Raw genomic sequence first — 14,454 nt, forward strand, 5'->3', positions numbered from 1 at the left:
ACACTATGATTCACCAGCATCCAGAATCTTTTCCGAAACATTTTTTGTGGGGCTCTGCTTCTGCAGCGTACCAGATTGAAGGCGCATGGAATGAAGATGGCAAAGGCCCTTCTGTTTGGGATGTATTTACGAAAATACCTGGCAAAACGTTTAAAGGAACCAATGGAGACATTGCGGTTGACCATTATCACCGATATAAAGAAGATGTCGCCCTGATGGCTGAGATGGGATTAAAAGCGTATCGATTTTCCGTCAGCTGGCCGCGGATTTTTCCAAAAGGAAGAGGAGAGATCAATGAAGCAGGTCTAGCGTTTTACGACAACCTGATTGATGAATTGCTTTCTCATCACATCGAGCCGGTTTTGACTTTATATCACTGGGATTTGCCTCAAGCGCTTATGGACGAGTACGGCGGGTTTGAGTCAAGAAAAATCATAGAGGATTTTAATCATTACTGTATTACTCTTTATAAACGTTTTGGAGATAGAGTGAAATATTGGGTTACGTTAAACGAACAGAACTACAATTTTAATCACGGCTTTATTACAGCCATGCATCCGCCTGGAGTGAAAGACAGAAAACGATTTTATGAAGCAAACCATATTGCATTTCTGGCTAATGCAAAAGCCATTGAATCCTTTAGAGATTATGTGCCTCAAGGCAAAATCGGACCAAGCTTTGCTTATTCTCCGGCTTATCCTTTATCAAGCCATCCAGAGGATATCCTGGCATTTGAAAACGCAGAAGAATTTATGAACAATTGGTGGCTTGACATGTATTGCTGGGGAACCTACCCGCAAATCCCTTTCCGTTACTTGGAAAAACAGGGATGGGCGCCGACTATCGAAGCGGGAGATATGGAGCTCCTTGCCAAAGGGAGGCCTGATTTTGTAGGTGTCAATTATTATCAGACGATCACCTACGAACGAAATCCGCTTGATGGTGTGTCGGAAGGGAAAATGAATACGACAGGCCAAAAGGGAACCAATCAGGAGACGGGGATACCGGGAGTGTTCAAAACGAAAAAAAATCCTCACTTGACAACGAGCAACTGGGATTGGACAATTGACCCAATTGGGCTGCGTATCGGTCTTCGCCGAATTACAAGCCGCTATCAGCTTCCAGTGTTTATAACAGAGAACGGTTTAGGTGAATTTGATAAAGGTGAGGACGGCACTGTACAGGATGATTATCGAATTGATTATTTGCGTTCGCATCTTGAGCAATGCAGACAAGCCATCAGTGACGGTGTCGATTTAATCGGCTATTGCAGCTGGTCGTTTACTGATCTGTTAAGCTGGCTGAACGGCTACCAAAAAAGATACGGATTTGTATATGTCAATCGTGATGAAGAAAGCACATACGATTTAAAACGCTTGAAGAAAAAAAGCTTTTATTGGTATCAAGATGTCATCAAGACGAACGGAGAAAGTTTATAAAGAGTCCCTGAGAGTTATTCTCTCAGGGGTTTTTCATTACACAGAAACAGCATCAATAATATAAGTGTCAGCGTGCAAATCTGACATTTCAGCCGGCACAGTCCAGCATGTCAATTGATAGTCTCCTTTGGGGAGATCAAAGGACAGTCTTTTAGACATGATGCTTTCAATTTGAATTCCGTTTTCTGTGAGATGAAAAGGAACAGTCACTTTTTTCTCGTAGGCGTTTACTGTTTCTGAACTGTTCAGGCGCAAAAGAATAAAGGCCTTTGTATTTCGCTGCGCCTCAAAGGAAATGGCCCCGTCTGCCGCAGTATAACCTTTTTCAATCGCTTCGTCAGTCCAATCCATTACAGGAGGTGCAGAATCCTTTTGAAATACAGTAAATTGATGATATGAAATCGAAAGTTCTTGCGGCTTCCATGATTTGATCAATGTGCTGTTCCTCCTCTATGTACTGTTTACTGAATTGTGAATAAAACCTTTGTGCCGTCTGGATAATCGGTAAGCTGATGCCCGACCCAAGAGCCTGCTCCGCGATTGTCAGCGGGAGAAATGTATTCTACAGAAGCTCCCTCACCGCCTTCTTTGCACATGGCCATTGGCCATTCATCTCTGTCATACCCCGTTTTTGGCGGTACGTCTTTTAATGATTGCTCGCGGCGTTCCTCAGCTCCGTCTCTGTCGATGGTGCACACATCTGAGTGCCCCTCATTTATCGCATCCTTAATATGTTTGGCCGTTTCGGGATAACGGTCAGAAGGGAGGGCGATCGTTTCGTCATATTCTTTCGTTTGAGACGTTTTTTGATCAGCTGAGAAAAAGTCTCCCTTTATCAGGCCGACAGCTGCAGCTGCTATGACGACGATGACGAGAAGTATTGTTTTTATGATGTCCATCGTGATGTTCACCTCCCGCTTTTAGCAACTTTAAAACTGACACAAGAGTAATCCAGAAAGCATGTGGTGTAAAGGTTTAAATTTTAGGTTTTCTGCTCAGTTTATTGCAGAAATCGTAATTTTAGCAGGTCGAAATATTAGTTTTCAGCAAAATACGAATGCCAATTTACAATAATGATAGTAAGTCATCAGCCGTTTTCAGCTTGATTAATCATTTTAAATTGGCTTATGATACCGGTAAGCTCCTCAGCTAATTGAGACAGCGTTTCAGAAGCTGCGGTAATCTCCTCCATTGCAGCAAATTGCTCCTCTGTTAATGCAGCCGCTTGCCGGGTATTTTGAGTAGATTCTTTAATGTCGGCCGTATTGGCTGCAAAGGAATCATTTATTTGATGTGCACTGGCTGAAATGTTTGTTACAGATGCTGATAAATCACTAATCTCGGCGCTGATTTCACCTGTTGCAGCTGCAATTTCCTTAAATGCATCTCTGGTGCGCTGGATCATGGTGACTCCTTCTGCAGCTTCTGTTTTCACATGCTCAACAGATCTTGCAGATTGGTTCATATCATTTTGTATTTCTTTGATCAGTTTTGAAATCTGTCCCGCAGACTGTTGAGACTCTTCCGCTAATTTGCGTACCTCATCGGCAACAACAGCAAAGCCTTTTCCATGTTCACCGGCTCTGGCAGCTTCGATCGCTGCATTCAGCGCAAGCAGGTTTGTCTGGTCGGCAATTTGGGTGATGACCGATAAAATTTGCTCAATTTGTTTAGAGCGGCTGTCTAGCTGGTGTATGATTTCTCCGCTTTTCTGAATTGAATTGTGAATCGCGTCCATTTGAGCCTGTACATGTAAAATTTCCTTTTGCCCAATATCTGCTTTTGATTGCGCGAGCTGTCCTTTGTCGGCGATAGCGGCAGTATTTGCAGAAATATCCCGGATGTCTGCTGAAGCTTGTTGTAATGAGCTTTCACTGTTTTCAATTCGTGTGATCTGATCTTGGGCTCCATTTGCAATCTGCTGTACAGCTTCTGTAATCTTTTCTGAAGCTTGATTCGTTTCTTCTGCTCCGGCTGAGAGCTGCTGAGAGGCTGATGCAAGCTGAAGGGCTGATTGTTGTACAGTTTGGATGGTATCGTTCAGCTTCATTCTCATCTTGTTATAATAGGCGCTTAGTTCTGAGAGCTCGTCACCGGTTTTATCTGACACCACTATTGTCATGTCTCCGTTTCCGGCACTTTCAAACGCGCTTTTTAAAGCGTTCAGCCGCTTATTGATTTTTTTTGTGAAAACCAGGACAAGGATGACTGATACCATAATGACGATAACAAGAACGATAGCGAATTGAGTGAAAAGCGAATGTGTAAGTGATGCTAATATGCTTTGATTGGCTCCGGTATAAAGCATGCCGATAATGTTCCCGTTTTGATCTTTTAACGGCATGTATGCCGTCTGATAAGAAGAGCCTGCAACATCTGCTTGTCCGTAGAACCGTTTTCCGTTCTTTAATACAGTGTCAGTAACTTCAGAAGAAGCCTGGGTGCCAACAGCTCTTTCTCCATTCTTCATGACATTGGTTGCAACACGAGTATCGCCTTGGAAAATGGTAATGGTATCACCCGTTTTTTCGCCAAGCAGATCAACGATATCTTCATTTCCATTGATTTGTGTTTGCCCTTTATAGAGCTTATTGTTTTTCACCTGCCAGTCCCCTGAAATGACATCATCAATATAAGCATTGCTTAAAGCGAGATCCCCTTTCGCTTTTTCAGTTGCCATTTGTTTCATGTTTTCTGTAATTTCCTTAAGCATCACCGTGCCGACTGATGCGGAAAATAAAAGAATCACCACAAAAACCAGGAAAAGAATTTTAGTTCCTAGCTTTAACTTAAGTCGTTTTATCAACATAATTCCTCCTTTTGTGATTCGTAGGTCATATTACTTATCGGGTTTTCGGGCTTAAAGTTTTATTTTAGAAAAAATAAAACCGGCCTGATCTTCAGGCCGGTTGTGTGAGGCTATTCAAGGTTCGCGTGGTGGGTGAACATGGTTTCAGAATCGAGCTCTTTTTTCTCCATAAGTTTTAAAATTACTGCGTCGTAGAATAGCAGCAACGTTTGTTCAAATAATGATCCCATTGGCTGGATGGTTTTATAGCTTCCGTTTGACTGGTCTTTAGGAGAACCAGGCATTCTAATGATCAGGTCTGCTTGTTTTCCGATACTTGATTGCGGATTGATGGTTAAAGCTGCAACATTTCCGTGTAAGCTTTTTGCTTTTGCTGCGGTATGAATCAAGCTCTTTGTCTCGCCTGAGCCTGAGCCGATAATAACTAGATCTCCTTCGGCGAGCGGCGGAGTGAGAATTTCACCGACTATATGGGCGTTGAAGCCCATGTGCATCAATCTCATCGCGAAGGATTTTGCCATCAGGCCAGACCGCCCCGCACCCGCAGTGAAAATTTGATTAGACGAAAGAATGTGATCGGCAAGCTGGTCAGCTTCTTCATCAGAAATATAAGCTGCTGAACGGTGTAACTCATTGAGAATTTCCGTTACGTATTCAGTCGTTTTCATCTGATTTATCCTTGGGCAATCAGCTGTTTCATTTTTGAAGCTGTTTTGGCTTTGTCTGCCGCGCTTGTAATTCCGCCCCCAACAATGACAAGGTCAGGCTTTTGTTTGATTACTTCTGGCAGTGTATCAAGTTTGATGCCGCCTGCGATTGCGGTTTTTGCGTTTTTTACGGTATTTTTGATTGTCGTTAATTCTTCGAAAGAGTTTTTGCCCTCTGCTTGAAGATCATAGCCAGTGTGGACGCAGATGTAGTCAACACCGAGTGCGTCGATTTCTTTCGCGCGGGATTCGATGTCTTTCACGTTAATCATGTCCACTAGGATTTTCTTCTTTTGTTTTTTGGCTTCTTCTACTGCGCCTTTAATCGTTGCATCGTCTGTAGCCCCTAAAACGGTGATGATGTCAGCGCCCGCTTCCGACGCTTTCATGATTTCATAGCCCCCGGCATCCATGATTTTCAGGTCTGCGAGAACTTTCAATTGCGGAAATGTGTCTTTTATCTCTTTAACGGCTTTTAGGCCTTCATTAATGACGACCGGTGTTCCGATTTCAACCACGTCGATATATTGTTCCACTTCTTTGACAAGCTCAATGGCTTCGGGGATGTTGACGAGGTCTAATGCAAGCTGTAATTCCATTGTTGATCCACTCCCTTTTTCGAATTATTTTTCATTCTATAGGTTCCTTCTATTGATGAGAAGTAGGCACTTTGAAGTCAACAAGTTACTTGGAGGATACTGTGTGGAGCGGCAATCAGATTTCTTTCTCTTAGTATTATGAGTGAGTATAATGAAAAAAGAGTCTGCAAAAAAGTAAGTAAGTGACGATACGTATCTAACATATAAAAAGGTTACTGAGGGGGGATTTCTTTTGAGCCGGATGGACGGAAAAAGGTTTAATTGTGAGAAGGAATTAACGCTTGCAGTGATTGGCGGTAAGTGGAAAATGCTCATTTTGTGGCATTTAGGAAAAGAAGGCACAAAACGGTTCAATGAATTAAAAACATTGATTCCTGATATTACGCAGAAGATCCTCGCGAATCAGCTGAGAGAGCTTGAGCAGGATATGATTGTTCACAGGGAAGTGTATCCGGTTGTCCCGCCGAGGGTTGAATATTCTCTGACCTCCCAAGGAGAAAGCCTCATGCCTATTCTTGATGCCATGTATGAGTGGGGGAAAGGCTATATGGAATTGTTTGATATCGACAAAAATGTCATGAAAGAATCGTTATAAGGCGCTCTTCGCAAGGGTGTCTTTTTTTTTGCCTGTTTTTCGGTTTTTGCGCGGTAAACATATATCATGTAAAGACTGTAAATCGCAGTCAACAATAAATAAGATTGAACGCAGCAATTTGTTTTAAAAATTTTTATTTTTCTGTAAATAATGTTTAGTGGAAATAATTGCGGTATCCCGCAAAAATATCCCTGTAAATAAACTGGAATCTTTCGGCATCCCGCATGAAACTTTTCACCCATTTTTCGGTGATAAAAACATTTTTTTCATTTAAAGTGAACGGTAGCAAGATAAAAAATATTGAAAACAATGAATAAATAGCCAAAATTGTTTCCTATTAGGGTGGGGGTCTTGCGGTCTTTATTCGCTTGTGTTAAACCCCGCAATGCTGACTGACGGCAGCCTGTTTTAATAGCGGTAGATTGGAAGCACTGCTTTTTAAGTGTAGTACTTTGGGCTATTTCGGTTGTTAGTTCATAAGAATTAAAAGCTGGTATGGATAAAAAAGAGAAAATGCGCTGCACATGTTCACTGCTTATGAAGACTAGGGGAGGTATGACAATATGGAAATAACTTTTTATCCTTTAACGGATGCACAAAAACGAATTTGGTATACAGAAAAATTTTATCCTCACACGAGTATTTCAAACCTTGCGGGGATTGGTAAGCTGGTTTCAGTCGATGCGATTGATTATGTGCTTGTTGGGCAGGCGATTCAAGAGTTTATTCGCAGAAATGAGTCCATGCGCCTTCGGCTGCGGCTCGATGAAAATGGGGAGCCTGTTCAATATATTAGCGAGTATCGGCCTGTTGATATAAAACATACTGACACTACTGGAGATCCGAATGCGATAGAGTCTATTTCACAATGGAGCCGGGAGGAAACGAAAAAACCTTTGCCGCTGTACGATTGTGATTTGTTCCGTTTTTCCTTGTTCACCATAAAGGAAAATGAAGTGTGGTTTTACGCAAATGTTCATCACGTAATTTCTGATGGCATCTCCATGAATATTCTCGGGAATGCGATCATGCACATTTATTTAGAATTAGCCAACGGCTCAGAGTCAAAAGAAGGAATCTCGCATTCATTTATCGATCATGTTTTATCTGAACAGGACTATGCTCAATCGAAGCGGTTTGAAAAGGACAAGGCGTTTTGGAACAAGCAATTTGAATCGGTGCCTGAACTTGTTTCCCTGAAACGGAATGCTTCCGCAGGAGGGAGTTTGGATGCTGAGAGGTTCTCTAAAGATGTGCCTGAAGCACTTCATCAACAGATTCTATCGTTTTGTGAGGCAAACAAAGTCAGTGTTCTTTCGGTGTTTCAATCGTTGCTTGCCGCCTATTTGTACAGGGTCAGCGGCCAGAATGATGTTGTGACGGGAACCTTTATGGGCAACCGGACGAATGCGAAAGAGAAGCAAATGCTAGGCATGTTTGTTTCTACGGTTCCGCTTCGGACAAACATTGACGGCGGGCAAGCGTTTTTAGAATTTGTCAAAGATCGGATGAAGGATCTCATGAAGACACTTCGCCACCAAAAGTATCCGTATAATCTCCTGATCAATGATTTGCGTGAAACAAAGAGCTCTCTGACCAGGCTGTTTACAGTTTCTCTTGAATATCAAGTGATGCAGTGGCAGAAAGAAGAGGATCTTGCCTTTTTGACAGAGCCGATTTTCAGCGGCAGCGGATTAAATGATGTCTCGATTCATGTAAAGGATCGATGGGATACTGGGAAACTCACCATAGATTTTGATTACCGCACTGATTTATTTTCACATGAAGAAATCAACATGATTTGTGAGCGCATGATGACCATGCTGGAGAACGCGTTAACGCATCCAGAACATACAATTGATGAATTAACACTGATTTCTGAAGGGGAGAAAGAGAAGCTGCTTGCGATGGCCGGCGGTAAATCTGTGAACTACCGTAAGGACATGACGATCCCAGAGCTGTTCCGAGAAAAGGCTGAGCTGCTTTCAGATCACCCAGCAGTTGTATTTGAAGATCGCACATTGTCCTATCGAGCGTTACATGCGCAATCTGCACGCATTGCCAATGTGCTGAAACAAAAAGGGGTTGGCCCGGATAGTCCTGTCGCCGTACTGATTGAACGCTCTGAACGGATGATTACATCTATCATGGGGATTTTAAATGCCGGCGGAGCCTATGTGCCGATTGATCCCGGTTTTCCTGCTGAGCGGATTCAATATATTTTGGAGGATTGCGGGGCGGACTTCATCCTGACTGAATCGCAGATTGAAGCTCCTGCGTCCGATGCTGAATTGATTGATTTTGATCAGGCGATTGCGGAAGGCGCAGACGACATGCCAGAGGCTGATGTAAACGCGCGGAATCTTGCTTACATTATTTACACATCGGGAACAACCGGACGTCCGAAAGGCGTTATGATCGAGCATCGCCAGGTTCATCACTTGGTTGAATCTCTGCAGCAGACGATTTATCAAAGCGGCTGCCAAACCCTGCGGATGGCATTGCTTGCGCCTTTCCACTTTGATGCGTCAGTGAAGCAGATTTTCGCGTCGCTTCTTTTGGGACAAACCCTATATATCGTACCGAAGAAAACAGTGACGAACGGGGCCGCCCTTGCTGCTTATTATCGGAGAAATAGCATTGAGGCGACGGATGGTACACCTGCCCATCTGCAAATGCTGATAGCGGCGGGCGATCTTGGCGGACTTAAGCTGAAGCATATGCTGATTGGCGGAGAAGGCCTATCCTCTGTCGTTGCGGATAAGCTGATGAAGCTGTTTAAAGAAACAGGCGCGGCACCGCGTTTGACCAATGTGTACGGACCGACTGAAACGTGTGTTGACGCCTCTGTTCATCCGGTTATACCGGAGAGTGCCGTTCAATCAGCGTATGTGCCAATCGGGAAAGCGCTGGGAAATAACCGCTTATATATTTTGGATCAAAAAGGCCGGCTGCAGCCTGAAGGCGTGGCTGGCGAGCTTTATATCGCGGGAGACGGTGTAGGCCGAGGCTATTTGCATTTACCTGAATTGACGGATGAGAAGTTTTTACAAGATCCGTTCGTGCCGGGCGAGCGCATGTACCGAACCGGGGATGTGGTGCGCTGGCTTCCAGATGGAACAATCGAATATTTAGGCAGAGAGGATGACCAGGTCAAAGTCCGCGGATACCGGATTGAGCTTGGGGAAATTGAAGCTGTGATTCAGCAGGCGCCCGACGTTGCAAAAGCCGTTGTTTTGGCACGGCCTGACGAACAGGGAAATCTTGAGGTTTGCGCATATGTTGTGCAGAAGCCTGAAAGCGAATTTTCACCTGCCAGCCTGCGGGAGCATGCGGCCAGACAGCTTCCTGACTATATGGTGCCGGCTTACTTTACAGACGTGACAGAAATTCCGCTTACGCCAAGCGGCAAAGTCGATCGCCGCAAGCTGTTTGCGCTAGAGGTGAAGGCTGTCAGCGGCACGGCTTATACAGCGCCGCGAAATGAGACTGAAAAAGCAATCGCAGCCATTTGGCAGGATGTGCTGAACGTTGAGAAGGCGGGGATCTTTGACAATTTCTTTGAAACGGGCGGACATTCATTGAAGGCCATGACCCTTTTAACGAAGATTCATAAGGAAACAGGCGTCGAGATTCCGCTTCAATATTTGTTTGAGCATCCGACGATTGCGGCTCTTGCACAGGAAGCAGATCACAGAGAAAGCCGGGCATTTTCTGTGATTGAACCTGCTGAAAAACAGGAGCATTATCCGCTTTCTCTGGCACAGCAGCGAACATATATCGTCAGCCAGTTCGAGGATGCGGGAGTCGGCTACAACATGCCGGCGGCAGCAATTCTGGAAGGGCCTTTAGATATTCAAAAACTGGAGCGCGCATTTCAGGGGTTAATTCGACGCCACGAGTCTTTGAGAACGTCATTTGTTCTTGAAAACAGCACGCCGAGACAGAACATTCACGACAGCGTTGAATTTAACATTGAGATGATTGAAAGAGGCGGCCGCTCAGATGAGGCAATTATGGCTTCATTCGTTCGGAGATTTGACTTGGCGAAAGCTCCGCTGTTCAGAATCGGTTTGCTGAAGCTTGAAGAGAACCGTCATATGCTGCTGTTTGACATGCACCACTTGATTTCTGACGGTGTATCCATTGGCATTATATTGGAGGAATTAGCACGCATTTATAAAGGCGAACAGCTTCCTGAGCTTCGTCTCCAGTATAAGGACTACGCCGTATGGCAAAGCAGGCAGGCTGCTGAAGGGTACAAGAAGGACCGGGCTTATTGGAAGGAAGTCTTTGCAGGCGAGCTCCCGGTGCTTCAGCTTCTGTCCGATTACCCGAGACCGCCTGTTCAAAGCTTTGAAGGGGATCGGGTGTCAATCAAGCTGGATGCGGGGATAAAGGATCGCCTCAATCGTTTGGCTGAACAAAACGGCGCCACTTTGTATATGGTGATGCTTTCCGCTTACTATACGCTTTTGTCAAAGTATACGGGACAGGATGACATTATTGTCGGGACGCCGTCAGCCGGCAGAAACCACTCCGATACAGAGGGCATTGTCGGGATGTTCGTCAATACGCTTGCGATTCGCAGTGAGGTCAAGCAGGATGAGACGTTTACTCAATTGATCTCGCGTGTCCGCAAACGCGTGCTGGATGCCTTTTCCCATCAGGACTATCCGTTTGAGTGGCTTGTTGAAGAGTTGAACATCCCGCGTGATGTTAGCAGGCATCCGCTGTTTGACACGATGTTCAGCCTTCAAAACGCGACAGAGGGCATTCCGGCTGTCGGCGATCTGTCCTTGTCTGTTCATGAGACCAATTTCAAGATAGCCAAATTTGATTTGACAGTGCAGGCGAGAGAAAACGATGAAGGCATTGAGCTTGATTTGGATTACAGCACGAAGCTCTTTAAACAAAGCACGGCAAACAGGCTGCTTACGCATTTTGCGCGTTTGCTTGAAGATGCTGCGGCTGAGCCGGAACAGCGGATTTCAGAATATAAGCTTCTTTCTGAAGAGGAGGCAGCTTCGCAAATTCAGCAGTTTAACCCGGGCAGAACACCTTATCCGAAAGACAAAACAATTGTTCAGCTGTTTGAAGAGCAAGCGGCGAATACGCCAGACCACACTGCGCTTCAATATGAAGGCGAATCACTCACTTATCGTGAGCTGAATGAACGGGCCAATCGTTTAGCCCGCGGCATTCTTTCTCTTGGAGCTGGCGAAGGCAGAACTGCGGCTGTCTTATGTGAGCGGTCAATGGAGATGATTGTGTCGATCTTGGCAGTATTAAAATCAGGTTCGGCTTATGTTCCGATTGATCCGGAACACCCGATTCAGCGAATCCAGCATTTCTTCCGTGACAGCGGCGCAAAGGTGCTTCTCACACAGAGAAAATTAAAGGCTTTAGCGGAAGAAGCTGAATTTGGCGGCGTTATCGTGCTCGCAGATGAGGAAGAAAGCTATCATGACGAAGCGCGAAATCTCGCACTGCCTCTTGATTCTGCGGCAATGGCCAACCTGACGTATACTTCTGGAACGACAGGAACCCCTAAGGGGAATATCGTGACACATGCCAATATTCTCCGTACGGTGAAGAAAACGAATTATCTCAGCATTACAGAACAGGATACGATTCTCGGACTTTCTAATTACGTGTTTGACGCGTTTATGTTCGATATGTTCGGCTCTTTGTTAAACGGAGCCAAGCTGGTGCTGATACCGAAGGAAACCGTCTTGGATATGGCTCGCCTGTCTCGCGTCATTGAACGGGAGAACATCAGCATTCTCATGATTACAACCGCTTTGTTCCACTTGCTTGTGGACTTGAATCCAGCGTGCTTGTCAACGCTGCGCAAGATTATGTTTGGCGGGGAACGGGCTTCAGTTGAGCATGTCAGAAAAGCTTTGCAAACGGTTGGAAAGGGCAAGCTCCTTCACATGTATGGGCCGTCTGAAAGCACGGTTTTCGCGACATATCATCCGGTTGATGAGTTAGAGGAGCACACGCTGTCTGTTCCGATTGGAAAACCGGTCAGCAATACGGAAGTATATATTCTTGACCGTACGGGACACGTGCAGCCGGTGGGGATTGCCGGAGAGCTTTGTGTCAGCGGCGAAGGACTCGTGAAAGGCTATTACAATCGTCCAGAGCTGACTGAGGAGAAATTTGTTCCCCATCCGTTTGCATCCGGTGAACGCATGTATAAAACGGGAGACCTTGCGAGATGGCTGCCGAATGGCAACATCGAATTTATCGGGCGCATCGACCATCAGGTGAAGATTCGCGGACAGCGCATCGAGCTTGGAGAAATCGAACATCAGCTGCAAACCCATGATCGTGTTCAGGAGAGTGTTGTGCTTGCTGTTGAACAAGGAGCGGGAGATCAACTGCTTTGCGCTTACTATGTCGGAGAGGGAGACATCTCATCACAGGAGCTGAGAGAGCATGCTGCGAAGGACTTGCCGGCATATATGGTTCCTGCGGTGTTTATCCAAATGGACGAGCTGCCGCTGACAGGGAACGGAAAAATTGACCGGAGAGCGCTGCCGATTCCTGATGCCAACGTTTCAAGAGGTGTTTCATATGCTGCGCCACGCAATGAAACGGAACAAAAAGTCGCAGACATTTGGGCGCAGGTGCTTCAGGCTGAACGAATCGGCGTCTATGACCACTTCTTTGACATTGGCGGACACTCATTAGCAGGCATGAAGATGCTTGCCTTGGTTCATCAGGAACTGGGCGTTGAGCTGTCACTCAAAAATCTCTTCCAGTCACCGACGGTTGAGGGCTTGGCACAAGTGATTGCTTCTGCTGAAAAAGGGACAGCCGCAAGCATCAGCCCGGCAGAGAAACAAGATACGTATCCTGTTTCTTCACCGCAAAAACGGATGTACGTGCTCCAGCAGCTTGAAGGAGCGCAAACGAGCTATAACATGCCGGCGGTTCTGCGCCTGACAGGTGAGCTTGATGTTGAAAGGCTTAACAGCGTCATGCAGCAGTTAATGAAGCGTCATGAAGCCTTGAGAACCACGTTTGAAATAAAAGATGGAGAAACGGTGCAGCGGATCTGGAAAGAGGCTGAGTGTGAGATGGCCTATTTCGAAGCCCCGGAAGAAGAGACAGAGCGGATCGTTTCTGAGTTTATTAAGCCTTTCAAAATCGACCAACTTCCACTGTTCAGAATAGGGCTTATCAAGCATTCAGACACTGAGCATGTGCTGCTGTTCGATATGCATCATATTATTTCTGACGGTGCGTCTGTCGGTGTGCTGATTGAGGAGCTTTCAAAGCTGTATGACGGAGAAGACCTTGAGCCGCTCCGTATTCAATATAAGGATTATGCCGTGTGGCAGCAGCAGTTCATTCAGTCTGAGCTTTACAAGAAGCAAGAGGAACATTGGCTGAAGGAGCTGGATGGAGAGCTGCCGGTGCTGACGCTTCCGACTGACTACAGCCGGCCTGCCGTTCAAACATTTGAGGGAGACCGCATTGCATTTTCATTAGAAGCAGGCAAAGCCGATGCTCTGCGCAGGCTTGCAAAAGAAACGGATTCCACGCTTTACATGGTGCTTCTGGCTTCATACAGTGCGTTTTTATCAAAATTGAGCGGGCAAGACGATATCATCGTCGGTTCACCTGTGGCCGGACGATCTCAAGCGGACGTCAGCCGCGTTATCGGAATGTTCGTCAATACATTGGCGCTGCGCACGTATCCGAAGGGTGAAAAGACCTTTGCTGACTATCTTAATGAAGTGAAAGAAACGGCACTCAGCGCTTTTGATGCGCAGGATTACCCGCTTGAGGACTTGATCGGAAATGTTCAGGTTCAGCGTGACACAAGCAGAAATCCGTTATTCGATGCAGTTTTTTCAATGCAAAATGCGAATATAAAGGATTTAACAATGAAAGGGATTCAGCTTGAGCCGCATCCGTTTGAACGGAAAACAGCCAAGTTTGATCTCACACTGACAGCTGACGAAACCGACGGAGGGCTTACATTCGTACTTGAATACAATACAGCTCTGTTTAAGCAGGAAACGATTGAACGATGGAAGCAATACTGGATGCAGCTTTTAAATGCTGTTACCGGGAACCCGAACCAGCCGCTTTCCAGCCTGTCACTCGTCACTGAAACAGAAAAACAAGCGCTTCTCGAGGCGTGGAAAGGCAAAGCGCTGCCTGTGCCGACAGACAAAACGGTTCATCAGCTATTCGAAGAGACTGTCCAGCGCCACAAAGACCGCCCTGCTGTCACATACAACGGCCGATCCTGGACGTACGGTGAGCTGAATGCGAAGGCAAA

General features: G+C 45.7%; 8 protein-coding genes. 3 read left to right on the plus strand and 5 right to left on the minus strand.

The genetic code is table 11. From position 1 onward, the window contains the following. The first annotated feature begins 5 nt into the window (after window positions 1-5). A complete protein-coding gene (gene bglC / locus C1T29_RS02225; RefSeq protein ID WP_095431235.1) occupies window positions 6-1,439 on the plus strand; it encodes a 6-phospho-beta-glucosidase in 1,434 nt (477 codons plus the stop codon). 36 nt (window positions 1,440-1,475) lie between these two features. On the opposite strand, the gene nin is transcribed toward bglC, so the two are convergent. The 5 genes from nin to hxlA form a co-directional block, all read right to left on the minus strand. After that, complete coding sequence (gene nin / locus C1T29_RS02230) at window positions 1,476-1,874, minus strand: DNA-entry nuclease inhibitor (RefSeq protein WP_095431236.1); 399 nt, start codon at window positions 1,872-1,874, stop codon at window positions 1,476-1,478. Between the two features lie 26 nt (window positions 1,875-1,900). Further along, a complete protein-coding gene (gene nucA / locus C1T29_RS02235) occupies window positions 1,901-2,350 on the minus strand; it encodes a DNA-entry nuclease (protein WP_120698809.1) in 450 nt (149 codons plus the stop codon). 176 nt (window positions 2,351-2,526) lie between these two features. Then, window positions 2,527-4,248: a methyl-accepting chemotaxis protein TlpC gene (gene tlpC, locus C1T29_RS02240; RefSeq protein ID WP_103749806.1), complete on the minus strand. Its 1,722-nt coding sequence runs from the start codon at window positions 4,246-4,248 to the stop codon at window positions 2,527-2,529. A gap of 110 nt (window positions 4,249-4,358) precedes the next feature. Further along, the gene (gene hxlB / locus C1T29_RS02245) at window positions 4,359-4,916 is read right to left on the minus strand and encodes a 6-phospho-3-hexuloisomerase (protein ID WP_014662738.1); all 558 of its coding nucleotides are present in this window, start codon (window positions 4,914-4,916) and stop codon (window positions 4,359-4,361) included. Between the two features lie 5 nt (window positions 4,917-4,921). After that, on the minus strand, window positions 4,922-5,554 hold the full coding sequence (gene hxlA, locus C1T29_RS02250; RefSeq protein ID WP_095431239.1) for a 3-hexulose-6-phosphate synthase: 633 nt from the start codon (window positions 5,552-5,554) through the stop codon (window positions 4,922-4,924). A gap of 232 nt (window positions 5,555-5,786) precedes the next feature. Between hxlA and hxlR the strand changes: the two genes are divergently transcribed. Together hxlR and srfAA are read left to right on the plus strand one after the other, a co-directional pair. Further along, the gene (gene hxlR, locus C1T29_RS02255; RefSeq protein ID WP_014662740.1) at window positions 5,787-6,149 is read left to right on the plus strand and encodes a transcriptional activator HxlR; all 363 of its coding nucleotides are present in this window, start codon (window positions 5,787-5,789) and stop codon (window positions 6,147-6,149) included. Between the two features lie 563 nt (window positions 6,150-6,712). Next, on the plus strand, window positions 6,713-14,454 hold a 7,742-nt coding region (gene srfAA / locus C1T29_RS02260), incomplete at its 3' end, for a surfactin non-ribosomal peptide synthetase SrfAA (RefSeq protein ID WP_208945603.1).

This window comes from Bacillus sp. MBGLi79 (assembly GCF_002953915.1).

Coding starts and splice junctions, on each gene's coding strand:
- hxlB (WP_014662738.1), bottom strand. CDS start 4,916: ATGAAAACGACTGAATACGTAACGGAAATTCTCAATGAGTTACACCGT.
- bglC (WP_095431235.1), top strand. CDS start 6: ATGATTCACCAGCATCCAGAATCTTTTCCGAAACATTTTTTGTGGGGC.
- hxlA (WP_095431239.1), bottom strand. CDS start 5,554: ATGGAATTACAGCTTGCATTAGACCTCGTCAACATCCCCGAAGCCATT.
- tlpC (WP_103749806.1), bottom strand. CDS start 4,248: ATGTTGATAAAACGACTTAAGTTAAAGCTAGGAACTAAAATTCTTTTC.